General features: G+C 57.1%; 17 protein-coding genes. 5 read left to right on the top strand and 12 right to left on the bottom strand.

The features are described 5' to 3' along the window. Nucleotides 1-305: 305 nt before the first annotated feature. Genes bcsG through bcsE form a run of 3 tightly spaced genes read right to left on the bottom strand, consistent with a single transcriptional unit; the run spans nucleotide 306 to nucleotide 3,681 of the window. On the bottom strand, nucleotides 306-1,946 hold the full coding sequence (gene bcsG, locus VI01_RS09945) for a cellulose biosynthesis protein BcsG (protein ID WP_045815008.1): 1,641 nt from the start codon (nucleotides 1,944-1,946) through the stop codon (nucleotides 306-308). Continuing rightward, nucleotides 1,946-2,134 (bottom strand): cellulose biosynthesis protein BcsF, encoded by a 189-nt coding sequence (bcsF, locus tag VI01_RS09950; protein ID WP_038643825.1) that lies wholly within the window; start codon nucleotides 2,132-2,134, stop codon nucleotides 1,946-1,948. The genes bcsG and bcsF overlap by 1 nt, the downstream gene beginning before the upstream one ends. Then, nucleotides 2,134-3,681 carry a cellulose biosynthesis protein BcsE gene (gene bcsE / locus VI01_RS09955; protein ID WP_045815009.1) on the bottom strand — a complete coding sequence of 516 codons (1,548 nt, stop codon included), beginning with the start codon at nucleotides 3,679-3,681 and terminating at the stop codon, nucleotides 2,134-2,136. Before bcsE ends, bcsF begins: the two co-directional genes overlap by 1 nt. Before the next feature lie 193 nt (nucleotides 3,682-3,874). Here bcsE and bcsR point away from each other — a divergent pair, with 193 nt between their 5' ends. The 5 genes from bcsR to bcsC are packed head-to-tail and all read left to right on the top strand — an operon-like array spanning nucleotide 3,875 to nucleotide 13,191. Further along, a complete protein-coding gene (gene bcsR / locus VI01_RS09960; RefSeq protein WP_034827811.1) occupies nucleotides 3,875-4,069 on the top strand; it encodes a cellulose biosynthesis protein BcsR in 195 nt (64 codons plus the stop codon). Beyond that, nucleotides 4,069-4,800 carry a cellulose biosynthesis protein BcsQ gene (gene bcsQ, locus VI01_RS09965; RefSeq protein WP_045815010.1) on the top strand — a complete coding sequence of 244 codons (732 nt, stop codon included), beginning with the start codon at nucleotides 4,069-4,071 and terminating at the stop codon, nucleotides 4,798-4,800. The genes bcsR and bcsQ (VI01_RS09965) overlap by 1 nt, the downstream gene beginning before the upstream one ends. After that, nucleotides 4,797-7,412: a UDP-forming cellulose synthase catalytic subunit gene (gene bcsA, locus VI01_RS09970; RefSeq protein WP_045815011.1), complete on the top strand. Its 2,616-nt coding sequence runs from the start codon at nucleotides 4,797-4,799 to the stop codon at nucleotides 7,410-7,412. The genes bcsQ (VI01_RS09965) and bcsA (VI01_RS09970) overlap by 4 nt, the downstream gene beginning before the upstream one ends. A gap of 15 nt (nucleotides 7,413-7,427) precedes the next feature. Next, on the top strand, nucleotides 7,428-9,725 hold the full coding sequence (gene bcsB / locus VI01_RS09975; protein ID WP_045815012.1) for a cellulose biosynthesis cyclic di-GMP-binding regulatory protein BcsB: 2,298 nt from the start codon (nucleotides 7,428-7,430) through the stop codon (nucleotides 9,723-9,725). Next, nucleotides 9,718-13,191, top strand: coding sequence for a cellulose synthase complex outer membrane protein BcsC (gene bcsC, locus VI01_RS09980; protein WP_045815013.1), 3,474 nt, complete (start codon nucleotides 9,718-9,720; stop codon nucleotides 13,189-13,191). The genes bcsB (VI01_RS09975) and bcsC overlap by 8 nt, the downstream gene beginning before the upstream one ends. 100 nt (nucleotides 13,192-13,291) lie before the next feature. Here bcsC and VI01_RS09985 read toward each other — a convergent pair whose 3' ends face one another. The 9 genes from VI01_RS09985 to bcsO form a co-directional block, all read right to left on the bottom strand. After that, the gene (locus tag VI01_RS09985) at nucleotides 13,292-13,594 is read right to left on the bottom strand and encodes a BrnA antitoxin family protein (RefSeq protein WP_045815014.1); all 303 of its coding nucleotides are present in this window, start codon (nucleotides 13,592-13,594) and stop codon (nucleotides 13,292-13,294) included. Further along, a complete protein-coding gene (locus VI01_RS09990) occupies nucleotides 13,575-13,874 on the bottom strand; it encodes a BrnT family toxin (RefSeq protein WP_038643836.1) in 300 nt (99 codons plus the stop codon). The genes VI01_RS09985 and VI01_RS09990 overlap by 20 nt, the downstream gene beginning before the upstream one ends. 216 nt (nucleotides 13,875-14,090) lie before the next feature. Further along, nucleotides 14,091-15,095 (bottom strand): glycosyl hydrolase family 8, encoded by a 1,005-nt coding sequence (locus tag VI01_RS09995; protein ID WP_045815015.1) that lies wholly within the window; start codon nucleotides 15,093-15,095, stop codon nucleotides 14,091-14,093. Nucleotides 15,096-15,104: 9 nt separating this feature from the next. After that, nucleotides 15,105-15,551 carry a cellulose biosynthesis protein BcsD gene (gene bcsD / locus VI01_RS10000; RefSeq protein WP_034827794.1) on the bottom strand — a complete coding sequence of 149 codons (447 nt, stop codon included), beginning with the start codon at nucleotides 15,549-15,551 and terminating at the stop codon, nucleotides 15,105-15,107. After that, the gene (locus tag VI01_RS10005; RefSeq protein ID WP_045815016.1) at nucleotides 15,552-19,355 is read right to left on the bottom strand and encodes a cellulose biosynthesis protein BcsC; all 3,804 of its coding nucleotides are present in this window, start codon (nucleotides 19,353-19,355) and stop codon (nucleotides 15,552-15,554) included. Nucleotides 19,356-19,366: 11 nt separating this feature from the next. After that, nucleotides 19,367-21,910: a cellulose biosynthesis cyclic di-GMP-binding regulatory protein BcsB gene (bcsB, locus tag VI01_RS10010; RefSeq protein ID WP_045815017.1), complete on the bottom strand. Its 2,544-nt coding sequence runs from the start codon at nucleotides 21,908-21,910 to the stop codon at nucleotides 19,367-19,369. After that, a complete protein-coding gene (bcsA, locus tag VI01_RS10015; protein WP_052059330.1) occupies nucleotides 21,907-24,012 on the bottom strand; it encodes a UDP-forming cellulose synthase catalytic subunit in 2,106 nt (701 codons plus the stop codon). The genes bcsB (VI01_RS10010) and bcsA (VI01_RS10015) overlap by 4 nt, the downstream gene beginning before the upstream one ends. 62 nt (nucleotides 24,013-24,074) lie before the next feature. Beyond that, nucleotides 24,075-24,875: a cellulose biosynthesis protein BcsQ gene (gene bcsQ / locus VI01_RS10020; RefSeq protein ID WP_045815018.1), complete on the bottom strand. Its 801-nt coding sequence runs from the start codon at nucleotides 24,873-24,875 to the stop codon at nucleotides 24,075-24,077. After that, nucleotides 24,866-25,627, bottom strand: a complete 762-nt coding sequence (gene bcsO / locus VI01_RS10025) for a cellulose biosynthesis protein BcsO (protein WP_045815019.1) — start codon at nucleotides 25,625-25,627, stop codon at nucleotides 24,866-24,868. Before bcsO ends, bcsQ (VI01_RS10020) begins: the two co-directional genes overlap by 10 nt. Nucleotides 25,628-25,675 lie beyond the last annotated feature (48 nt).

The raw sequence follows: 25,675 nt of genomic DNA on the forward strand, positions 1-25,675 counted from the left end.
AAAACCCTCTCCCGACCACTTAAATCGACTATGTATACCCTAAATTATTCAAGGTGCAGGCAGGCGGCAAGGGGATGAATCCCCAGGAGCTTACTCAGGTAAGTGACTGGGGTGAATGAGCACAGCCAACGCACCTGCAACTTGAAGAATGACGGGTATAGATGAAATGCGCAGCGAGTATATCGCAGGTGAGCATTGTTATGCGCCGGGATAAAGTCGAAAAAAGGCAGGAAGGGCGAGATAAAGTGGTGATTAGGAATTGTGCTCGTTAAAGTCGCGGCGCAAAGTTTGCGCCGCGACCCCAACTATTGCGGATAAGGCACCCAATCGCCGCCGTTCAGACGAATCCAGGGCTTACCCTGATACATCATCACCACCGCATTATCATTCTCGGACACCACCGGTGATTGCGGCAAATTATCCGCTAACACTGACATATTGACGTTCGGCGCGTTAAACACCTGACCATCCACCACACGGGAAATGATTTCGGAAATCGCCAGCAGGCTGGTTGGCGTATCAATGTTCAACGGCTGCCCCTGATGCGGCGCTTTCATCCCGACAAATTTAATGCCCACCGGTACATGCGTAATACTTGGGCTGGGAATATCACGCAGACCGGACATCTGCATTTTATCGCCCTGCAGTGCAGCACCGTGCTCCGGCACCACCAACACCATCACGCGGCGACCCGATTTTTCCAGATTGGTCAGGAACGTATCCAGCTGATCAAACAGTACTTTAGCGCGCGGTTGCCAGTCAGCGGTACGCGTGCTGCCGAGCTCGCGCGTGCCGTCATGCAACGGAATCAGGTTGTAGAAGGTGGCACTGCGCGCATCGCTGCTTTTGGTGCGATCGTCGAGCCAGCGCTGCATCAATTGACCGTCATTAAACACCGGCGAACCATCAAACGAAGTCAATTCTGGTGCTATTCCCGCTTGTGACATCAGCGGTGCCTGCAAATTGCCCTCTTCACGTAACTCTTTGAGATAGTTACCAAACACACCGGTATGATCCATCATCAGTTCCTGCTTAAAGCCCAGCTTCGCCAGATTATCAAACAGATAGCAGCGCTGGTCGGTGGCCTTATACAGATTGGAGTGTGAAGTCTGGCCGCAGCTGGCACGCAATAAACGGATCCCCGCCGGACCGCTGTAGCCGGTGGCAGAGTTGTAGTTGTTCAGCAGAATATCGAAGTGTTTCCACAAGGGATGATCACGCAGCTGGGCCACATCCATATCTGACCAGGACAGCGAACAGATGTTGATCACTAAAATATCAAACGGCTGCGAGTCCGCGGGTAGCGCATCCGGGAAATGGGTCGCGCGCTGGCGCTCACTGTCGTAGAAGCGATTGAGCCAGGACGTCAGATTGGCGCTGGTCGGCGGTGCTGACTGGTCCAGGCCATCCGGTGCTTTGGTTGCCGCAGGTGGGTTGCTCAGTGCCACTTCCGGGGTCGCCGCTTTGGTTGGCAGCAGATTCATCGCCGGCCCGGCAATGGTCAGCACGTTAAGCCAGATCAGCATTAGTGACACCAGCACTGTGATGCGAATCCACTGGGCGACAAACAGGTACAGCACCAGCAAGACAAAGCCTGCGCCGATCATCTGCCAGTTAATAAAGCGCTCCAGTAGATCGAGCAGATAAGCAGAGGAGAAACCCGCAACCTGGCTGCCCTGGCTCATGATCGATTCCAGCCCCGGCAGCCAGGTGTCATGCCAGAACAGCGCGAAGCCAATCGGCAGCGAAACCCAATGGCGCACACGGTGCAAACGACGTGACGGCAGCGGGAACAGCAGCCAGGCCAGGAACACCAGATTGCTCAGCGCATGAAAATTCAGGTAGCCGTACCACAACAGACCAAATTTGATCAGGAAGTAGAAATTCCAGCCGCCGAGACCGCGCCACCACGAAGCGTGCAGCGTCGAAGGTTTGTTATCACTCATTACGGTTTGGTATCCGTTTTCGCAGATTTGCGTTGCCACTGCCCTTCCGACTTCAGCGCACGCGGTGGCAGCAGACGCATCAGCAGGCTGGTGCTACTGCGCGGTAACCAGCGCACGAACAACGATTTCAGGAACAGTAAAATTAATAACAGCAGGATCGCCACCTGCACCCAATCCATCAGTGTCATTAGCGGCGATCTCCATCGAGGTTGAGAATAATGGGCTGCGGAGTTTGCGCCCCACGCAGGTCAGCAGCGGACACCTTATTCGCCTGAGGGGCTTCAATGGGCGCCATCGGCACTTCACGCTGCGCCACGGGCGTCAGCTGACGAATCTTGTGCACTTCCGACAAAATCTGGTTGTCCTCAAACCACACCACGCGATTACTGAACAGCTCATCGTGCGGCAGCGAGAAAATCGATTTCAGCGCAATATCCAAATCGTTGAAGCGACAAGATGACAGGAACAGATAGATGCGATCGTTAATCAGCGTCACCAAATCACCGAAACGACGCGGTTTGCACAGCGTCAAAATTTGCTCGGGTTTCAGCTGTGGCACCGGACGCAATGCCACCATCAGCCCTTTGTCGTTTTCCGGCAGCAGCGTATTGCTCATCAGCTGCTGCACCGCCGCGCAGAAAGACTCCAACTGCAGATACCCTTTTTGCTGCAGCGGCTGGAGTGCCTGCATCAGCGCGGGCAAGTTGGCCGGAACATGACGCGTAAACTGCTGGCCCTGAATCCCTTCCAGCGTGGTGAGAAAGCGTGACAGCGTTTGAGCGCCGGGTACGATGGCATTCACGCCACACGCCAGCAACAATCGCTCATCGCTATACCTAAGACTGGTACTGATTTCGCGCACCACGATCTTTAATGCGTTGCCACGCGAACGGCGCAAACTGTGGACCATTTTTGCCAGGGCATTAATGTCCTGGTTATGGGCCAGACTAAAAATGACCGTGGCGGCGTTGGCCTGTTGTGCACGCGAGAATACGCTTTCATTATCGCTAAACAGTTGCCACTGGCTGGAGAGTGGCGGTGCGCCTTCCAGCACCCCTTCTTGTGCCAGAAACTGATTTTCATCATTAAGGCTAAGAGGGGTGGTTTGTTCAACGTCATTAATGGCAATGAATTGATTCTCATTACAACTCAAGCGAATCGCACGGTCAGCCAGTAATTTGTCTGCGGAGTACCACCAGTTAATTCGATATTGCCAACTATCCTGCTGAAATTCTAAATGTGCGACACCATCAAGTTGGCGAAAATAACGCTGTAGATGGTTACGCAGATGAATAATTGACGCCCCCGAGGTGATCAATAGCAGCGTGATTTGTTTTTTGATCAACAACCGCCGCATGCGTTTCACCCAGAGCGTCAGCTCATCCTCGGATAATTTACTCCACTGCGCAGCGTTGCTGTAAAACAGCACTAAACCACTGCGGCCATTCAGTACACGCGCGAAATCATTCTCCAGATGCTGCAAGCTGGCTTTATTGGCCGGCAGCGAAAATAAGGGAATGCGCGCCGGTCCTGTCAGTGGGTCCGGCGTTAGTAATGACTGAGGTTTCTCATCTGAGCTGACCAGGGTTGCCGCCTGTTGATGGCTCACCACCTGACGCAGCAGTACCCGCGCGTCTTCCTGACGCTGACTGGTAATCCAATAAAACCCCGGATTTTGCAGGGTAACTAATTCCTGCTGAACCTGTTGTAGGCCAAGCGCATAGCGATTTTTCATATTTGTTTCGCGATCAGAACAATCCAGGCTAGTTTAATATAGACGGCAACGATTGGAACTGCTGAAATAATTAAAACCTGCGCTATCTCAAATGATATCGATTTTTGCATAGTCTGCGCATTTTTCCGGGTTTAAACTTTACAAAAAATAGAACCACAATTCATCCATTGCTGTTTTTTGGTGGCAAAAAGTAATGAAAACAGAGAATGCCTTTTCGCTGATCGCGTCAACTACTGAAGATCAGGATGACATTAATACCCTGAGCGAAGCCTTTTCCCTTAAGGCATTTCGTTACATTGATATTGCCCGCGAAGAGCGACTGAATAGTCTGCTGACACGCTGGCCGCTGCTGCGTGAATTATCTGCCGATCAGGAGCCGGAACGCTAATGCCGGTTATTGCCTTACAAGGTTTGCGCGGCGGTTGTGGCGCAACATCACTCTGTGCGGCGCTTGGCTGGGCGCTCAATACCTTACAGGAGTCGGTGCTGGTCATTGATTTTTCCGCCTCGAATCAACTGGCCGCCCATTTTAATCTAGCGCTCAATCACACCCAGGGCTGGGTTCCCGCACTGCTGGAACAGCAGCCGTGGCAGCAGTGCGCGCAGCGCTATCAAACCGGTCTCGATTTCCTGCCGTTCGGCGCGCTAACCCCTCAGCAGTCCTTAAGTCTGCAAAACGCCGACGAACAGCTTGCTGCGCCGTTGCTGAAGGCGCTGCCGGCCCTGAAATCACACTATCGCTGGGTGATCTTCGACCTTCCAGCGGATCTGCTGCCGTGGCAACGATCCTTCGCCATTCACGCCGATCGTCTGTTGCAAGTACTATCGCTGGATGCCAACTGCCAGTTGCGGTTGCACCATCCGCGTTTTTTGCCGCATACGCTGTTTTTGATTAATCAATTCAACGCCAACAGCCAGCTGCAACAGGATCTGCATCAACTGTGGCTGCGCACGCTGAAGAATCTGATTCCGCAGGTGATTCACCGCGATGAAGCACTGGCAGAAGCCCTGATGATGAAACAACCGGTGGGCGAATATCGTCCTCATGCGCTGGCGAGCGAAGAAATCAATACGCTGGCGAACTGGCTAATACTGAACGTTGCGGGCGGTGCGGCGTGAATCCGCTGCGCTGGCTGCTGGTTCCTCAGGCCTGGCAGGCGCTGCAAAGCCGTGCCCGCGTGGCTCGCCAGCACGGCGCGGGCCGCTTAACCGTGATGTTGCATCTGCTCTGGTGCGTGCTCGCCTGGTCGCTGCTGCGGCTGGAAACGCCCGGCTGGCAGCGCTTGCTGCAACAGCATCAGCGATACTATCCGCAAATCTCACCGCTGCGTCCTCGCCCGTTAGACGTTCTGCGTTACGCCATGCAGAGCCTGTGGCTGATGCTGGTGTTACCGCTCGACAACAGCGCACGCAGCGAGCGCAAACGGTTTAACGCGTTTGGCCCACTGTTCCGCTGGCGTCAGCAGTGTTATCAATGGCTGGGAGCGCTTCCCGCGCGCATGGCGAAAACGGGCATTCATCTGCGAACCGAACAGCAGTTGCAGAAACTGCCACCGCGTGTACGCCAGCTGCTGTTTATTGTCGCGGCGATTGTCGCCAGCCTGCTGGCGCTGTTGTGTATTTCACAGCCGTTTGGCATCACCACGCAATTTGTCTTCGTGCTGCTGCTGTGGGGCCTGGCGATGATGGTACGCCGCGTGCCGGGCCGCCTCTCCACCATCATGCTGATTGTGCTGTCACTCACCATATCCTGCCGCTATTTGTGGTGGCGCTACACTGAGACCCTGAACTGGGACGATCCGCTGAGTCTGACTTTCGGTCTGCTGCTGATTGGCGCTGAAACCTATTCGTGGACGGTGCTGGTGCTGGGCTATTTCCAGACGCTGTGGCCACTCAATCGCCAGCCAGTCTCCATGCCACCCGAGATCACTTCCTGGCCCAGCGTCGATATCCTGGTGCCCACCTACAACGAACCGCTGAGCGTGGTGAAACCGACCATTTATGCCGCGATGGGCATCGACTGGCCGCAGGACAAGCTCAACATCTACCTGCTGGATGACGGCAGCCGCGAGGAGTTTCGCGAATTTGCCGCCAGCGTGGGCATCAATTATGTGGTGCGCCCTACTCATGAGCATGCCAAAGCGGGCAACATCAATCACGCATTGAAAGTGGCCTGCCGCAGCGATTACGTGGCGATTTTTGACTGTGACCACGTACCGACACGCTCATTCCTGCAGATGACCATGGGCTGGTTCCTTAAAGACCACCGCCTGGCGATGCTGCAAACGCCGCACCACTTCTTCTCGCCCGATCCGTTTGAGCGTAACCTCGGTCGCTTCCGTCAGACGCCGAATGAAGGCTCGCTGTTCTACGGCCTGGTGCAGGACGGTAATGACACCTGGGATGCGGCGTTCTTCTGTGGTTCCTGTGCCGTATTGCGCCGCACCGCGCTGGATGAGATTGGCGGCATTGCGGTTGAAACCGTGACCGAAGATGCGCACACCTCGCTGCGTCTGCATCGTCAGGGTTACACCTCTGCCTACATCCGTATTCCACAGGCGGCGGGCCTTGCCACCGAGAGTTTGTCCGCGCACATCGGCCAGCGTATTCGCTGGGCGCGCGGCATGGTGCAGATTTTCCGCCTCGACAATCCGCTGATGGGTAAGGGCTTAAAGCTGGTACAGCGACTGTGCTACGCCAACGCCATGTTGCACTTCCTCGCCGGGATTCCGCGCCTGATCTTCCTGCTGGCGCCGCTGGCGTTTCTGCTGTGCCACGCCTACATCATCTACGCGCCCGCACTGGCGATTGCGATCTATGTGCTGCCGCACATGGTGCACACCAGCCTGACTAACTCACGCATTCAGGGACGCTGGCGTCACTCATTCTGGAGTGAAGTGTATGAAACGGTGCTGGCGTGGTATATCGCGCGTCCCACCACCGTCGCGCTGTTTAACCCGCACAAAGGCAAGTTCAACGTCACGGCCAAAGGCGGCCTGGTCGAAGAGCGTCATCTCGATTGGGTGATCACCAAGCCTTATATGATGCTGGTGCTGTTGAATATTGCGGGTATCGGCATGGCGTTCTGGCGCATGGCGTATGGCCCGGCCAACGAGATGCTCACCATCTGGGTGAGCCTGGTGTGGGTGGTGTACAACATGATTATTCTCGGCGGCGCCGTGGCGGTTTCAGTGGAAGCGCGCCAGATTCGCGAAGCGCATCGCGTCGAGATTGCCATGCCCGCCGCCATTGCACGTGAAGATGGCCATATGGTGCCGTGCACCCTGCGCGACTATTCAGATGGCGGCGTGGGTGTCGAACTGCGTGAAGCGGATGCGCTGAAAGAGGATGAGCCCGTGTGGCTGCTGCTGCGCCGTGGCCAGCAGGAATTCAGCTTCCCGTGCCAGGTACAGCGTGTATTTGGCCGTCGCGCCGGTATTCGCCTGCATCAGCTCTCCACTCGCCAGCATATTGAATTTATCCAGTGTACCTTCGCCCGCGCCGATACCTGGGCGCTGTGGCAGGACGGCTTCCCGGAAGATAAACCGGTGCAAAGCCTGGCCGATATTATGGTGCTGGGTTTCAAAGGTTACCTGCGTCTGGCGGAGTATGGCCCTGTCCCACTGCGCCGTCTTTTCCGGGCACTGACTTCCCTGGTGAGCTGGCTGGCGACACTGCTGCCACAGGGCATTGGCCGCGCACCTACGGCAATCAAAACCGATTTTTCATAAGTTGATGATATGACCATGACGAGAAAACTGAGCTGGTTTACTGCCCTGCTGCTGGGCACCGCAACGCTGGCACAGGCCGCGCCACAGCCTTCCGCTCCTGAAGCGCCGCGCACCAGTGCACAGATACCGCTGCCAACAGTCAGCCAGCCGCTGGATGCCAATGCCCCGCTGCGCGACAGCCAACTGCTGTTTAATCAGGTCGCGCCTCCGCCAGGCAGCATGACACTGCGCGGCACGGAGCCCACCAGCCAGATTGAGTTCGGCGTGCGCAGTGATGAAGTGGTGACTCGCGCCTTGCTGACGCTCAGCTATCGCCCTTCACCCGCGCTGATCCCGACGCTGTCGCAGCTCAAGGTCTATCTCAACGATGAACTGGTGGGGCTGGTCACCGTCACCGCCGATCAGCTGGGCAAAGAGAATCAAACCCAGTTGCCGATCGATCCGCGTTTTATTGGCGATTTTAACCGCGTGCGCCTCGAACTGGTGGGTCACTACGCCAACGTGTGTGAGAACCCGGCCAACAGCACCATCTGGATGGATATCGGTAAAGAGAGCAAGCTCGATCTGACGCTGCAAAAACTGCCGCTGAAGAACGACCTGTCGCACTTCCCGGAACCGTTCTTTGATGCGCGTGACAGCCGCCCGTTGCAGTTACCGATGGTGTTCAGCAATCAACCTGACCTGGTGCAGCAGCGTGCCGCAGGGATTTTGGCTTCGTGGTTCGGCAGCAAAGCGCAGTGGCGTGGTCAATCCTTCCCGGTACTGTATAACCAGCTGCCGAAAGAGCAGCATGCGGTGGTGTTTGCCACCAACGACCATCGTCCGGACTTCCTGAAAGATCTGCCACCGGTGGAGAAACCCACGGTGGAAATGGTGAGCCAGCCGGACAATCCCTACGAAAAAATGCTGCTGATCCTCGGCCGGGATGACAACGATCTGCTGACCGCCGTCGAAGGCATTGCCCAGGGCGAACTGCTGCTGCGAGGTGATACCTCGACCATCGACAGCGTGAAAATGCTGGCACCGCGTCAGGCCTATGATGCGCCTAACTGGGTGCGCACCGATCGCCGCACCACTTTTGCTGAACTGACGCAGTATCAGAACCAGCTGCAGGCCGATGGTTTACAGCCGAATCCCATCAGCCTGACGCTGAACCTGCCGCCGGATCTGTTCCTGGTGCGCGCGCGCGGCATCGACATGGATCTGATTTACCGCTACACCTCGCCGATCCAGCAAGATGGCTCGCGCCTGGCGGTGCATCTGAACAATCAGTTCATGCAGGATTACCCGCTGACGCCGAAAGACACGGCAGGTCAGCAGATCATGCACATTCCGCTGATGCAGGGCCTGCAAGACAGCAACCGCCAGCTGACCATCCCGGCGCTGCGCCTCGGCGTCGTCAACCAACTGCGCTTCAGCTTTGATTACGCAAACACCTTTATCGGCGGCACCGCCGATGGCCGCTGCGAGACCGTCACCGCTGTGGGCCATCACGTGGTGATCGATGACAACTCCAGCATCGACTTCTCCGGCTATCGCCACTACATCGAAATGCCATCGCTGGGTGCGTACGCCAACGCCGGTTTCCCTTACAGCCGCTACGCCGATCTGGCGCAGACGCTGGTGTTAGTGCAGCCGAAACCCGCCAACGGTGAAGTCAGCACCATGCTGAACGCACTGGGTGCCATCGGCGCTCAGACCGGCTATCCAGCGCTGCGCGTGCAGATGAGCGATGACTGGAGGCAGGCAAAAGACCAAGACGCTGACCTGCTGATGATCGGCGGCATTCCGCAGGATCTGCAGGACGATAAGAAGATCAACCTGCTGGTGAACGCGGCGCGCAGTTGGATCAACATGCCATCGCGCCCGATTACCGCGCAGAACGTGCCGGTGTCCGCCGGCGATCGCGCAGTTGAAAGCCAGACCGGTATCAGCTCACGCGGGCCGATGGGGGCGATAGTTGGCTTCCAGTCGCCGTTTAACGATCAGCGCAGCGTGGTCGCACTGTTAGCCGACAGCCCGCGTGGCTGGGATTTGCTGAACAATGCCCTGCTCGACAGTGGCAAGCGCGCCGCTGTGTTCGGGTCTGCCACCATCGTGCGTGAATCGGGCGTCACCAGCGTGCGCGTCGGCGATACCTACTTCGTCGGCCATCTGCCATGGTGGGAACGTTTGTGGAACCTGCTGGCGACCCACCCGGTATGGCTGGCGATTTGTGCCGTCGTGGTGGTGATTCTGTTTGCTCTGATGGCATGGCGCCTGATGCGCATGGTGAGCCGTCGCCGCCTGGCCGAGCTGGAAGACGATGAATAAACTGCCACTCGGGCTGCTGATTGCCAGTATCCTGGCGGGCTCCGGCATAGCTGCCGAGGGTCCGCAGGTGTCACCGGTGGCATGGCTGCTGATGCAGATTCGCACCGGTGAATCCACCAACAAGTATGATTTGGTGCAGCAGTCGCTTTATCGTCTGGAAAAAATCGATCCTGATAACCCGCAGGTGCTGGCCGCACAAATCCGCATGGCGCTGCGTCAGGGCGATCAGGCTAAAGCGCAGACGCTGCTCGATGAACTGAAGAAAGTGGCGCCCAATGACGCGGCGACGCGTGAATCGGAAACCGGCCTGCGGCTGATGAGCGCTGAAGGGCGCCAGCAACTGCAGCAGGCGCGTTTACTGGCTACGGCAGGCCGCGTAGAAGAAGCCAAAACAGCCTGGGATGACCTGTTCCACGGCGTGTTCCCGGATGTGAATACCGAACTGGAATACTGGCGGCTGGTGGCGCGTTTACCCGGTCAGCAGCCCATCGCTTATCGCCAGCTGCAGGCACTGGAAGCACGTTATCCCGGCAACATCGGTGTAGAACTGCAGCTGGCGCGCATGGCGTTTGATAACAATCAGCCCGGCGAGGCGCTGGTGCAGCTGCGTCGTCTGGCCAATCGTGACGGCGGACGTGATGCCGCCTCAGAACTCTGGCTGCAGCAGATTCAAAATCAGCCGGTGTCAGAAGGCACGGTGGCCAGCCTGAAGCAGTATTTGCAGGTGTTTACTTCTGGTGATGCGCAACAGCGCGGCGAGGAAGAGCTGGCAAGACAGCAGAAGCTGCTGGCCGATCCCGCCTATCGTCAGCGCATGCGCGGGCTGGCGCTGGTGGATGCCGGCGGTGGCGCGGGTGCCATTGCGTCACTCAACGCCGCACTCAAAGCCAACCCGAATGATGCCGAGCTGATGGGCGCGATGGGTCAGGCTCAGGCGCGAGCGAATAACCGCGCAGCGGCGATCAGCTGGCTGCAGAAAGCGATTCAGGCCGGGCAGGCCAGTACACAAGTGGGCAAATGGCAGTCGCTGTTGCAAACCAATCGTTACTGGCTGGCGATCAATAACGGCGACGATGCGCTGAAAAAGGGCGATTTGGCGAGCGCGGAACGCCAGTATCGTAGCGCGCAGGCCATTGATAATCGCGACAGTTGGGCGTTAATTGGCCTCGGTGACGTCGCTCAGGCGCGAAAAAATGACGCGCAGGCAGAACAGTACTGGCAACAGGCACTGCGCCTTGATCGCAGCAATACCACCGCCGTGCGCCGACTGGCTGCGCTGTATCAGCAGCAGTCCCCTGCCCGCGCCATGGCGTTTATCAATGCCCTGCCCGCCGCGCAACAGCGGTCACTGGCCGGGACGTTGCGATCGCTGCGCAGCGACAGCCTGCGTGCTGAAGCGGATGCGCTGGCGCAGCAAGGTCAATGGCATCAGGCGGTAGTGAAATACCGCCAGGCCACTCAGGACAACCCCAACGATATCTGGCTCTCTTACCGTTTAGCCGGCGCGCTACGCAGCAGCGGCGAAGAAGCACAAGGCGCTCAGGTGATGGATGCTATGGTGCGTCAGCACGCGCAGGAACTTGCCGCGCTCTATGCCTGGGCGCTGTGGCTCTCGTCCGGCGATCAGGATGATGCTGCGCTGGCGGCACTGCATCGCCTGCCGGAAACGCGTTGGGACAGCAATATGCATGAGCTGGCGGACCGTTTAACGCAGGATAAAGTGTACGCCCGTGCCAGCGAGCTGCGCGCCAACGGCAATGAATCTGCCGCGCTGGCACTGTTGCAACAGCAACCGGCCTCAACGCGACGTGATATCACCCTGGCGGATTGGGCACTGGAACGCGGCGACGCGAAAGCGGCGCTGGCGAGTTACCAACGTGTACTGCAGCAGGATGCGACCAACAATGATGCAGCACTGGGCCGTATCGAAGCACTGATCGCCCTGAAACGCCCAGACGAAGCTCGTCAGGCGTTGCAGGCTTTACCCTCCAGTGTGGCGCAGCAAAATATCAACAGCGGACGCCGCGTGGCGCTGGCATGGCAAAACAGCGGCGACACGGCGCATGCGCAGCAGCTTTTCAATGATTTAAAAACGCGCGCCGCCAAAGAAGCCCCCTCGCAAAGCAAAGCGTTGGTCTATCGCGATGCGGCACGTCTGGAAACTCAGCAGCAACAGCCTGATGCGGCGCAGCAGGACTATCGTCTGGCAATGACGGCCAGCGGTATCAGCGCCGACGCGCCGCAAGATAATGACAGCTACACCCGTTTGACGCGTAACGACGCCAGCGATGACTGGCTGAAGCGCGGTATTCGCAGCGATGCCGCCGATCTCTATCGCCAGCAGGACACCACCTTCACGCTTGAACAGGATTATTCGCGCGATAAAGGCACCGGCGGTATCTCCGATTTCACCGCACATACCACCATGATGCAGGCGGAGACACCGCTGGCCGACGGGCGCAGCTTTGTGCGCGTCGATCATGTGCTGGTATCAGCGGGCACCTTCTCTACCAGTAATAACGTTCATAAAGAATTATTTGGTAGCTGTGCTGATAACCTCACCAATGGCTGTAGCCAGGATCTTAAACAACGAGACGAAGGCACTGCCATTGGGGTGGGCTGGCACAATGAACGTTGGTCAGGTGATATTGGCACCACACCACTGGGCTTTGAAGTCACCAACTGGGTGGGAGGCATTAGCTGGAATACCGATGTCAAAGATCTTGGCGTAACATTTACCGCTTCCCGCCGACCAATTTCCAGTTCGTTACTGGCCTACGTAGGCGCTCGCGACCCTTCTGCAGGAGGCGGTAAAACCTGGGGCGGCGTAGTGGCAACCGGTGGTTCAGTGGGGCTGAGTTACGATCAGGGCGGCGCGAATGGCGTATGGGCCGATATCAGCGCCCACCAAATTACCGGGGAAAATGTCGCAGACAACAGTCGTGAACGCCTGATGGCAGGCTATTACTACAAACTGATCAACGAAGATAATCGCCGTGCCACCGTCGGCCTGAACAGCATGCTGTGGCATTACCAAAAAGACCTTAGCGACTACACCTTCGGCCAGGGTGGCTACTACAGCCCGCAGCAGTACTTCTCGCTGGCGGTGCCGGTCACTTATCGCCAGCGCACCGAGAACTGGTCGTTTGATCTGGGCGGCTCGGTCTCCTGGTCACAATCGCAAACCGACGGCCAGCAGCGATATCCGGTCAATCCTGGCTTTACGCTGGCTACCAACCCGACCTCCGACAGCAGCTCCGGCAACGGTTTCGGTTACACCCTGCAAGCCGTGGTAGAACGCCGCATCACGCCGCACTGGTCAGTCGGTCTCGCCATGGATATTCAGCAGGCCAAGGATTACACCCCGAGCCACGGCTTGATCTACATGCGTTATTCAATGGGCGGCTGGAATGGCGATATGGATATGCCACCACAACCGCTTGAGCCGTATGCGGATTTTAAATAGTTGACCCGACTCAATGTTGACTGAATGATGCACCCGGTTCGGTAGCCATCATGGGGGTGACTAAAGTTCACCACCATGATGTGCCGAATCCATCGCGTGGCTATTTGCTTTGCAGCTCTCGCATCATGGCTGCGCGCAAAATCGCATTCAAGCGCGTCTGGTAACCTTTCCCTGGCGCTTTCAGCCATTCCAGAACATCGGCATCAATCCTCACCGAGGCTTGCGTTTTTACCGGACGATAGAAGCGGCCGCGCGTAGCTGTGCTCCAGAAGGCGTCGTCTAACGGCGCAATGTCCTCAAAATCAATGTCTCTGTCCGCTTTTTGACTCAACGCTTCCAGGTCCAACTGCTGTTTATCTGTAAGCGGCGGCAGTTCACTGCGCTTAACTCTGATTTTGCTCATATCGCCTCCTCTCATTTCGCGTTGCAGAACGGGCACTGATGATCCTGACAATCTCGGTACCCTGTTCAAATCTGACCGTATGGGCAACCAATACGATGAGATAACCCGACACACTACCCAACGTCTGCCAGCGATATTCGCCGTTTTCAACGCGATCCTGACTGGCGATGTGATAAGGGTCATCAAAGACTCTGGCTGCAATTTCAAAGCTGATGCCATGCTTGCGGATGTTGGTTTCCGCTTTGATGGTATCCCATTCAAACTCCAATTCCGTTTGCATTTTAGCATACACTTTTGTCTATACATTTTAGCATGACAAATTCACATGTTTGTTTATGGCTCAGCATTGATCAAGATCAACGCGCTTCAGGTTATTGTCTTGAAAAAGATAAACAATGTGAGCTGCTACGTGAAATTTAGACATAAAAAAAGCCGCACTCCATCAATGAAGTACAGCTTTTAAAATGTGCGTCGTCGCGACGCAACCCGAAATTGGCTAACGCTTTTCCTGATACGCCAGCCAGGTCAGTAACTGCAAGCTGGCGGAGAAGTAGTTCTGATCCGGCGCCAGACGATCGCTGAGATAACCGGTTTGATTCAGGGTCAGATCGCGAATCGCCAGCAAGCCGCCGTCCATATTGTATGGCGCAGGGGTGTTGGCGAGTACATCAAACCAGGCCGGTGTCGTCTGGCGACCATAGCCCTGCCAGACGCGCTGGAATGGCACCAGGCGCAGGCTTTGCGGGTCATACCACCAGATATTGAGCGGAATACGAATCGCATCGTAGCTAAAGCGATTGGAATAACCCACCGCCGGTGCCACTGAACCATCGGCATTCAACGCCACCCAATCCAGCGGCAGACCGGTTTTGCCAAAGTGCATATCACCGAGCAGTTCCATGCCGTCGTCGATCAGGTTATTCCATACGCGCAGATGGCTACGATCGGCAAACGCCTGCCAGGCGGCAAACAGGAAATAAGAGGGATTCAGCACCACATAGCTGTTTTTGTTGAAGCCCTGTGCTCCAGGCAACATCACCGTGTGGCCGCCAAACGTGATGACGTTTTGTTTGACGATGGCGCGCTGAATACGGTCAGAAGTTGACTGATAATCACCGCCCCACTTTTGGCCTGCGCGCTGCAGTGCCCACGCAATCAGCACATCGCCATCAGAGGCATTGTTCTTATCGGCAATCGGGTCTGAAGCACCCGGCGTGTAACGCCAGTAGAACAGATCGTTTTGCGGATTACGCAAATGGGTGCGCGTCCACTTCCACAGCAGATCAAACGTGGTTCGGTCGTCGTTCGCGACCGCCAACAGCATGCCATAACCCTGACCTTCGGTATGACTGACATTGTTGTTGGCCGTATCACTGATACGTCCATCGCCGCTCATAAAACGGCCTTTGAAGGTGCTCCAGCCATCTGCAGCAGCCTGGGCGCTGAAAAACATCACCATGAAACACAGCATCCATTGACGCCAGAAGCGCATGACTCTCATCAAACAATCCTATTGATATCGGTAATGCAGCGTGTTGCCGTCATTCTTCTCGAAGGTGACCGGCACCGCAGCGCTGCCGCCCTGTGCCTGCAGCCACTGTGAATAAACACCGGCCAGCACGGCGCTCATCGCCAGCTGCCAGCGCTCTGCACCCACCTTGCTGTCGCCCTGCGGCAGCGCATGGTGCTGAATCAGAATGGCATTTTCCAGCGGCTGAAGCTGGGTAAAACCCCAGCTAAAGCGCGCCAGTTGCAGATTCATCTCGCGTTCCAGATCCTGCACGGTGCGCGCTTCCGCTAAAGGATAGCGCGCTGCCAGCGATGCGCCCACATTGTTGAGAAAGCCTTCGGCTTCCTCGCCCGCGTTGTCCAGCATCCCTTCAATCATCACGCTGACCAGATCAAACCAACCCGGCTGATGCGGATGGCTGACGCGCGCGGTTGCCTGCTCACTCATTTAGTTGTCTCCGAACAGATAACGGAAGTACAGATTCGCTGTGCTTTCGTTGTAATCGCCAAAGGTGTCGTAGCCTAATTGCCCACCCACAGTGACATCTTTGTTGATCTTATAATCCGCACCGGCGTGCAAGTTATAGCCAATGCCATTCTTGCTCTCGCCGCTGTAATACGCGCTCTTCACATAACCCTGATCGGCCAGGCTCTGCATTTGTGCCTGGTAAGTCGGATCGTTCGGGAAGTAGGCGCTCTTATCCTGGCTGTAGGATTGATAACCCACCGAACCACCCACGTTCACTTTCAGATCGTCGAACTTGCGGGAGAACTCGATCGGGAACGAGACCGATGCATAGTTCTGCGGGCTGAAGTAACCGCCCTGACCGTAGCTGAAGTAACTCAGGTTTTTCGAGTAATCCATCCACGACAGGCTCATGCCCACTTTCAGCTCGCGGTCGTCGTAGTGGAACGGACGCACATACGCACCGGCAGTCGCCTGCACGCTGTTGTTACTCGCCACGTTTTCGCCGATGTAGCTGTACGCGCCGCCGCCGACATAGAAACCAGCATCGCCGTTATCGTAGCTCAGTAGGGCATTACCGCCGTTTTTGGTCACGCGACCCCAGCGCTTACCGCTGGTTTTATCTTCCACGCCCACATAGGAGAGCAGGCTGTCGGTCATCGCGCGACGTTCACCGGTGAGGATCAGCGTCAGGAAGTCAGTGAGTTTCGGTGACCACTGCACGCCTCCCACCAGGGTACTCAAATCCTGTCCGAGTGGCGTACTGCCGAGGTCAATCTTGTAGCTGTCGCCTTTCAATGCCAGGTTCAGCTCAACACCCGTAGCTTTCTGCGAATCAGTGGATGAAGACGGGACATCGTCAATTTTGGCATCGCCTGACGCCACCACATTACCCTGCACCAGGGCATTGGTGCCGAAACGACGCCACGCATCGCCCGCCGCACTGCCCGCCGTGAGCGAGACAGGTGTCATAGTAAAGTCAAAGCGCGATTCGCCAAACGGGACGGTGGAGAAAGTCAGTGGCGCTTTGGCTTCGGTCAGTTTGCTCAGACCCGATTCGCCGTCACGACCACGTACCTGCATGCCGCCCTGAATCCAGGTGCCGGTTTTCTCTTGCAGATCGTCCATCATACTGTCGATCTGGCGCAGCGTCTGGCTCTGCTGGATAGCGGGGGTATTGCTGGCCAGCGTGGTCCCCGTTGCGCTGCTGGTGACATCCGGTGACGATTGCCATGGCATCACCGCGCCATAGGCAGACGGAGAACGTCCCACCGGCGAAGTACCACGGTTGATGAACGGGTTATCCGCCAATGCCAGACCACCCACGCTTGGCGTATCACCATTGGTGGCGCCCTGCAGACCAATCAACTGGCCGCGCGCGCTGCGCAGATAGCTCATGGCCTGGCTGTGATTGCCGTTGGCTTCGGCCACGCGCGCCAGTAACAACTGGCGATCCGGTGACTGCTCATTGTTCAGGCCGCGTGTCAGGGTATTGGCTTTATTGACGTCATTGTTGGCCAGTGCCACGTTGATGGCGCCGGTACGCGCATCTTGCGTTGGCGTATCCTGGGTCATCAGGTAGTCATACACCACACCCGCTTCTTTGTTCATCTTGCCGGACTGATACAGTCGCGCCATGGCGAACATCAGATCGCGGTTCTGTGGATCGTGCTGCAATGCACCCACCAGCTTGTCGTAAGCCGCGGCGTACTGCTTCTGCTCACGCAGACGATCCACTTCGTTGATCACGTAACCGTTGCGAATACCCGCCAGCTGCGTGGGCGTACTGCGCGCCTGCAACTCCGGGCTGCTGAGGAAGCTCTGCGCTTCGGTATTCAGACCCGCCTGGTTGAGTACCGCGACCTGTGCAGCGTAATCACCGGCGTTCCCCTGAATACCGCGCTGCATATTGCTGCGCACCACCGAGACAGCGGTGGTGAGATCGCCCGCTTTCGCCAGCTTCTGTGCCAGATTACCGGCATCCACCGGGTTGGACGGAGGTGACGAGGCCAGCGCACGCAGGGTATTCGCCGCCGCAGCATTCGAGCCCTGCGCCAGATACTGATCGGCGGTGGTCATCTGCAGGTTGAAGTTCACACGCTGCGCCAGTTCGCGCATATCGCTGCTCTTGCTGCCGTTCGGTATGCGTGACAACAGCAAACTCGCCTGCTGCCAGGCGCCGCTTTCGCTGGCGTTCAATGCGCCGGCATACAGCTCTGCCGTGCTGGCGCCGCTGCGCATTGACGGCTGCATGATATTGGCGGCCATCATGCTATCGCCCTGAGCACGATAAATACGCGCCAGGTCGAGTCGCAGCCAGCCATCGTTGGGATAACGCTGAATCCCGCTGTTCAACGTTGCAATCGCCGCGCTGTTGTTGCCTGCCGCCAGCTCACGCCTGGCCTGCGCACGGATCGGATCGGTGCTGCTGCCGCGCGGTGCCACGCTCTGGCGTACGCTGTCCGGCAGTGATGCCAGCAGCGTATTCGCTTCGGCGCTGCGGTTCTGCTGACGCAGCACGTAGAACAGGCCTTCTTTGGCGTTACGGTTATTCGGGTCGCCTTGCAGGATAGAACGATAGGTTTGTTCCGCCTGGTCGAGTTGATTGCTGCGACGCTGCACGTCCGCGCGGAACAGCTTAGCTGAAACACCTTTCTCGCCATCGGCCTGCGCCAGGGGTTCACTCAAGGCTAATGCCTGCGCGCTGTCACCGTTTTTCAGCGCCTGCTGCGCGGTGGCCAACTGGGCATAGAAGCGCGCATCGGCTGCCTGCTTCTGGCGCGTCTCGCTCTGATCGCCGCCCATCTGCGCGGCGCGCGTCAGATAATCCGCCGCTTCTGCATAGCGTCCGGCACGCTGGGCCACATAGCCCATCCCTGCCAGTGCATCGGCATCCTGAGGGTTTGCCTGCAGCACTTTCTCAAAGTTGTTCTGTGCGTTGCTGACGTCACCACTGTTCAGTGCGGTAAAGCCCGCCCCTTTCTCAGCACCACCGACATTTTTACGGTAGTAATCCATCACCGCATTGTCCTGCGGATGGCGCTGCTGCCAGGTCTGGTACAGGGAAGCATCGGACGCCTGCGGCCCGAGCCACAGCAGCGCCTGGCGCAGTGAACGGTCAGCGTCTTTATTGCCATCCGCCAGCGTGCCCAGCAGATCAATACCCTGACGACGGGTTGATTCCTGATAGGTCAGTGCTTTGCCGAGTGCCAGCTTCGCGCCGGTATCTTGTGGATGATCGGCCGCGAATTGGCGCAGCGCTTCGACCGCCTGCGGCAGCAGCGAGCGGTCTCCGGCCATGGTCAGGTAATATTCCGCCGCCACGCTCGGTGGTGGCTCATTACCATTAAAAGTATTGCGCCAGGTCTGCAGCGAAGCCGCAATATTGCCGCTGCGGGCCTGCTGGCGCGCTAACGACAGCTGCGCCTGCGGAATGGTTTGCAGCTGACGCGCATTATCCAGTTCGGTGAGGTGCGGATCGTTCGGCGATGCGGCACTCAGGCGCGCGCGCCACTGCGCCGCTTCCGCGCTGCTGCCGCTTTGCTGGGAATAGAGCGCCAGCAAATAAAGCGCCTGAGTGTTGTTGGGTTCCACCATCAACACTTTTTGCAGCGAAGATTTGGCCAAATCGTCATGCGCTTTCTGATGCCAGTAAGCCGCCTGATCAAACAACGCTTGTAACGCAGGATTGGTGCTCTCCGCCGCCAGCAGCGGCTGAGAGAACGCCAGTGCCCCACCCAGAATCAGGGCATGACGAATACCGGCACTCAACAGATTTTTTTTCATTGTTTTTATCCTTACTTCTTGCCGGACTTGCTATCAGCTTTCGGGTTGAGGCGTCGCCATGCATGACGCTTCAGCATCGCCCATGCGCTACCGCCGACCAGCGTTGCCAGCAACAGAGCCGCCAGCGCCATCAGCACCGAGTGCTGGTTGGCATACCACACCACCATCATGTACCACGGCATTTCGCCACTCGGGAACTGTGGGCCGACGCGGAAACTGCGGATACCGTTTTCATCGGTGATGATGGCGGTATCGCCACGAATGCCCGCGTTAATGCGCGCCGAGTTGAGATCTTCATGCAAACGCAGCAGCTGTTGATCGCTGGTTGCCACTGTCATCACCACCAGACGATCGGCATTCCACGGCGAGCGGTAGCTGACAAAGCCACGCCACGCTTCGTTGGAGGAGAAGTAACGATCGGCATCCAACTGCTGAAGATTCCAGTCGCCGGTCAGCCAGCCACGCAGCTTGTCCCAGGCCGTCGGATCTTTCACGCCCAACGTATTTCCGCTGGTCTGATAAGGCGTGTTAGCCAGCATCTGCTGATTGAATTCACTGTTCTGTGTGGTGCTCACCGCCAGCAGATCGCTGTCCTGCAGGCGTGTCAGGTTAGTGCCACCATTTGGCAAGCCAAACAGCACCTGGTTCTGCACCAGCGGTACACCGGTCGCGTTACCCGCACGTGAAGACATATCCAGCAGCGTGGAGATCTCCGCATCGGTCGGTTTTTCTGGCAGCAGCAAGGTGGTCTGCGAGAAGTCCGCCAGACGCGAGAACGGGAACGATGCGCCAACGAAGTACGACAGGTTCGGCAGCATGGTGAAGTGACGCGTGTGGCTCAGATCGATCCACGAATCATCTTCGATGCGGCTCTTGATGTTGTTGTTGAGCAACACACCACAGGGCGCGTCCGCTTTCGGTTTGATGTTGAAGTACAGCGCCAGCTGGTTATCACCGTAAATCAGATACGGCTCCAGCTTCAGGGTGTAGTGCTCCTGACGGGCGTCGCCGCCCAGACGATGCCAGGCGCTCTCCAGCAAGCCGACTTTGTTTACGGTCAGGTTGCGCAGGAAGGTGCCGTTAAGCATCACGTTGAGGAACGATTTGTTCTCATCAATCCAGCTTTCCGACGGGAAGCGGTAGTGCAGCTCGACCGGAATGGTGTCGCCATCCCACATGAACAAATCGGGTGCCGCGCGGAAGTTCACGCTCAGCGCATCGTGCCAGATGCCGGTGGTGGTCAGACTCTGATCTTTACGCAGCAGCTCGCTCAACCGCACCGGGCGGGTGGTGTTGATCCAGCGCGGCGCGTCATACGGCTTACGCAGGCCAATCGGCTGCGGCTGCACGTTCAGACTGCTGGCATCGGTCGCCAGCGGTTGCGTGGTCAAACGGTTGGCCGCCTGACGCAGCTGAGCATCATCCGCGCCGACCACTAACAGCAGTTTGTAAACCGGGTTGTTCGGGTTATCAATCACCTGCAACAGCGGTCCGTTGGTGGCAGGCAAAGTCACAGAACCGATCTTCTCACCGGGATGGCCAATCAAAATGCCGTTGTGCTCAGGCAGATCGCCACGTACCACCGGGAAACGAATGCCGCGATAGTCCGATTGAATACCCATCCATGATGCCACTAACGCCGCCGCGCTGATGCTGTCCGGCGTGGCATTGGCGGCAAAGCCGAAGGTCACGCTGGCTGGCGTCATACGCTGCGCATCCATAAACGGACGCGGGAAGTTGCGCAGGCTGGTGCCGATATTCAACTGCTGGCCTTCGAGGCTCAGCGTGGTTTTCGGCAAGATGGAGACCTGATACTGCTGCGCACTCTCTTTTTCGCACAGCAGTTTGTCAGCATCGTTAATTTTGAAGCTGAGGTTGTTGCTTGAAACCACCATCGCTGCCGGAATATCCAGCTGATAGTCGCTGACATCACTGTCGCTCGATCCCAGTGGCAAGGTGCCCAGCGGCTGACCGTTTAGCATCAGCTGCAACGAGGTATTACGCGCCGCCAGTGCTGCTGAAACGCGCAGCGACAAATTCAGGCGCGCGTTGGTGATCACTTCATCGCTCGGCAGAGTAAACATGATACCCGATTGCAGCTGACCGCCGGTTAAGGTGATGCCCTGCGGCTGGCCCATCTGCGCCACGGAAATGGTGCTGCTGATAGGTTGATTGAGCATCGCAGAAGCGGAAACCACGGGTGCGGCGACTGATGCCGCAGGTGCCACATCAGGCAGCACCCTCTCTGGCGCTGGCGTGGTAGCAGGCAGCTCCGCCTCTGGTGCAGCCGGGTTTGTGGCGTTGGCTGCTGGCATATCCATCGCAGCCGGGGCACTATTTTCAGTCGCTGGTGCATTTTCAGTGGGCGCATAAGGTGTTGCACCCGCCGCCTGCTGCAACTGGGCATCCGCTTCACTCTGGATGCCTTGCGGTGGCGGCACGTTGGACAAGGCCGAACTATCCTGCGTTACCGCAGGAGTTTCTGCCCAGGCCGGGGCGAGCATCAGCGCCGTCGCCAGCGAGCTTGCCAGCAACGTTTGCGTCAAATTCTTCATACTGCGCTGTCCTCTTTCACTGCCGACTGGTTGTTACGCTTACGCTTCTCACGGCGATCTTTCCAGGTCAGCCAGAACAGCTCAAATACGGTACGAATAATGGTGCCCAGCGATACCAGCGGGTTGTCCTGCTTATACTCCGGCTGGATCCACGCATCGGCGCGCGCCAGTACCACACGCACCAGCTCACGACGACGCGATAGCGGCATATCACCAAAGCGCAGACGAATGGTCTCTTCATCGCCGGAGATTTTGCTCACCGGAATAGTGATGGCACCGGATTTCAGCAGCAGGTCAATCTCTTCAATTTCATCATGCTCATGACGATTGTCCGGCGCATCCAGTTGCGCGCCGCCCATCGACAGGTCGCTGGTTTGGGTGCGTGATGAGATACCGCTGGCGTAGTGAATCACCGCCGGAATCTGCACGTCGATACGAATGGTTTTACGTACCTGTTTGGTTTCGCGCGCCACGGCAATCGCCGCCATCAGGATGATCAGGCTGAACACCGCCCAGCCGACGTTGAGGGCGATAACATAAGGGTCAACACCGAAGTAATCATGTGCCGTTGCACGTACGACGCCCGCGACGATACCAATGGTCAGCAGTACCGCGACAATCACATGGGGGCGGACGATGTGGAAATCGAAGAAGCCCTGATCCAGCAAGCCCCCTTTATCCGTTACGTTAAATTTACCGCGCTTAGGTGCCAGCATGGTCAGCAACGTCGGGATCACGAGGTGGAAGCACATCACGGTTTCGTAGATTTCACCCCAGAAGGTGTAACGGAACTTGCCGTTCATGCGGGAGTTGACGTACAGCGACATCACCAAATGCGGCAATACGTAGGCGAAGATCAGCGACGCCGACGAGTGAATGATGTTCAGGTTGAACAGCAGGTACGCCAGCGGCGCGGTCAGGAATGCCACGCGCGGCAGACCGAACTGGAAGTGCAGCATGGCGTTGAGGTAGCAGAGGCGCTGCTGCCATTTCAGACCACGGCCAAACAGCGGATTATCCACACGGAAGATCTGCGTCATGCCACGTGCCCAGCGGTTACGCTGAACCACGTGCAGACCGAGACGCTCAGTTGCCAGACCCGCAGCCAGCGGAATCGCCAGGAAGGCAGACCCCCAGCCCAGACGCTGCATTTTCAATGCGGTGTGCGCATCTTCGGTCACGGTTTCCACCGCAAATCCACCAATCTCTTCCAGTGCGCTACGGCGAATCACCGCACAGGAACCGCAGAAGAAGGTCGCGTTCCAGTTGTCGTTACCCTGCTGAACCGGGCCGTAGAACAAAGCCCCTTCGTTCGGGATCGTCCGTGCCGCACGCAAGTTACGTTCAAACGGGTCCGGTGAATAGAAATAGTGTGGCGTCTGCAACAGCGCCAGCTTGGGATCGTTCAGGAACGGACCGACGGTCGCCTGCAGGAAAGTACGCGTGGCGACGTGGTCACAGTCAAAGATGCAGATCAGCTCACCCTTGGTGATTTTCATCGCATGGTTGAGGTTACCGGCTTTCGCATGGCTGTTGTCGTCGCGGGTGATATAGCCCACGCCCACATCGGCGGCAAAAACCGCAAACTCACTGCGCTTGCCATCATCCAGCAAATAGACCTTGAGTTTGTCACGCGGATAATCAATACACTGGGCCGCCAGCACGGTATCACGGACAACGTCGAGGCTTTCGTTATAAGTCGGGACATAGACGTCGACAGTGGGCCACAGGCTGGTATCGTCCGGCAACGGTTCAATGGTGCGTTTTAATGGCCAGGTAGTTTGCAGGAAGCCGAGAATCAGAATCAGCCAGACATACAGTTCGGCCAGATATAAGCCGATACCGAGAATCGCTTCAATCTCGGAATTAAACTGTAGCGTCTCCGTGGTGCGCCACCAGATATATCGGGTCGACATCAGCGCAGAAAGGATAACCATGATGACGGTTATTTTGCGGCTTTTGCTGAAGCCCAGTAAAAACATCATCCCGATGCTGATTAAGCCAAAAATATATTGTTTTTGGCTGTCCATAGGCGTGATGACGATTACCGCAGCCACAGGTGCAAGCACCAGCAGCAGCAGGTAAAACCCGAGTTTACTCATGATTCACCCTAAAGAAGCTGTGTTGTTATTATTGCTAATACCGCCAGGCAAATGCCTGGCGATTAATAATGGCTGCGGATAGGTGCCTGAACTTCACCGTTACCCACGGTAATATTCAGGATATTGGCTACGCGCTTCGCCACCAGTTCGATATCAAAGGCTGCGGCTGATGCCGGGCTGAAATCATAAACTGATTGTTGTGAAGCATTGGCTTCCGCGACGCTTTCATCACGATGAACCACGCCTAATAAATTCTCGCCCAAACGCTGCTGCATAAAGCCAGTGACTTCACGGCTAATATTGCGGCGATTGTCACTTTGGTTAAGTACGAAATAATGACCACACTTATTATTGAGTGGCTGACCTATCATGCGGTCATTTTCAATTTGTGGCAGTAAAGAGACCGAGGCGGTATCTGCCAGCATCACCACTAAATGCATATCGGCCAAAGCGGCCATGGCTTTAAGTGCCGGACCTGGGCCTGGCGGGAAATCGGCAATAATGACCAGTCCCGGATAATTTAAAACCGTGTCCAGACCGCGGCGCAGGAAATGTGGATCTTTAATCAGGTTCTCTTCAAAACGCTCACGCTGAGCTTCGGTCACATCGCCATAAGGCATGACGAAAATATTACCGCCGGTGGTGAGGATGGATTGGCTCCAGTCGGCCTGCTCTTCGGAGCGCGCAACAAAGCCGCGACCATCGTGCAGCGGCACACCAAAATGCAGGCGCAATGCGTTCTGGACATCGAAATCGATTGCCAACACCTTGCTGCCAGCGCGAGCCAGACTCCATGCAAGGTTGGCCGCCATGGTGGTTTTCCCTACTCCCCCTTTTGGCGAGCACACACAAACTAACGGCATAGCGCAATCTTCTCCAATAGCGGTTTTAAGGGTGTTTCTTTCGATAGATTAGCAGGTTCCGTTGCACGCGAACGGAACAGGGCACCAAAACGAGAGGGTGCAGAAGCGGCCGGACGCGCCGGTTCAACCGGAGCGGCAAAGGTAGACGCGGGTGCACTGAACGTTGTTGCAGCCTGCGGCGCTTCAGCCGATGTCGCGGCAATCGGTGCGGCTAAAGGCGCTGGAGCAGAGTTTGCTACAGGTGCGGGAGCCGGCGTCGCTGCAGGTACCGCAGCGATAGGTGCGGATGCAGATAAAGGTGCAGCAGCCGGTTTCGCTGGCGGCGGTGGAAACAGCGACGTCGTGGCCTGACGCTCAACGTGGGTCGCTTTCGGTGCCTGTGAGATCACAGAGGGCGCCGGTTTAGCCGCTGGTGCAGGCGGGAAGAGAGACGAGACTCCCGCAGGCGGCGTGGCTGGTGCAGGTTCTGCAGGCGCAGTGGCCGCCAGGCTATCGAGAATCGAACCGCGTGAAGTGCTGGCCGCCGGTGCAGCAGCGGGTGCGCTGAACTCATCACCGCGAATCGGCTGCGGCTGTGGCAGGTCAATACGCTGGCCGCTACCTAACTCAGGCTCATTATCGGTCGCTAATTGGCGAATGATCGCCCACTGGCTGTGATCCGCTTCCTGCGATTGCCCAGACATATCCTTAAAAGCGATATCGAGCGTTTTGGTCTTTTCTTTAAAACGCTGCAGATCGTCGTAATTCTTCATGATCAGAGCCTGTAAAAGCGGGAGGGAATTTTCCGCGAATATATCACA

This window comes from Pantoea sp. SM3 (genome assembly GCF_000963995.1).
Taxonomy (GTDB): domain Bacteria; phylum Pseudomonadota; class Gammaproteobacteria; order Enterobacterales; family Enterobacteriaceae; genus Pantoea; species Pantoea rwandensis_B.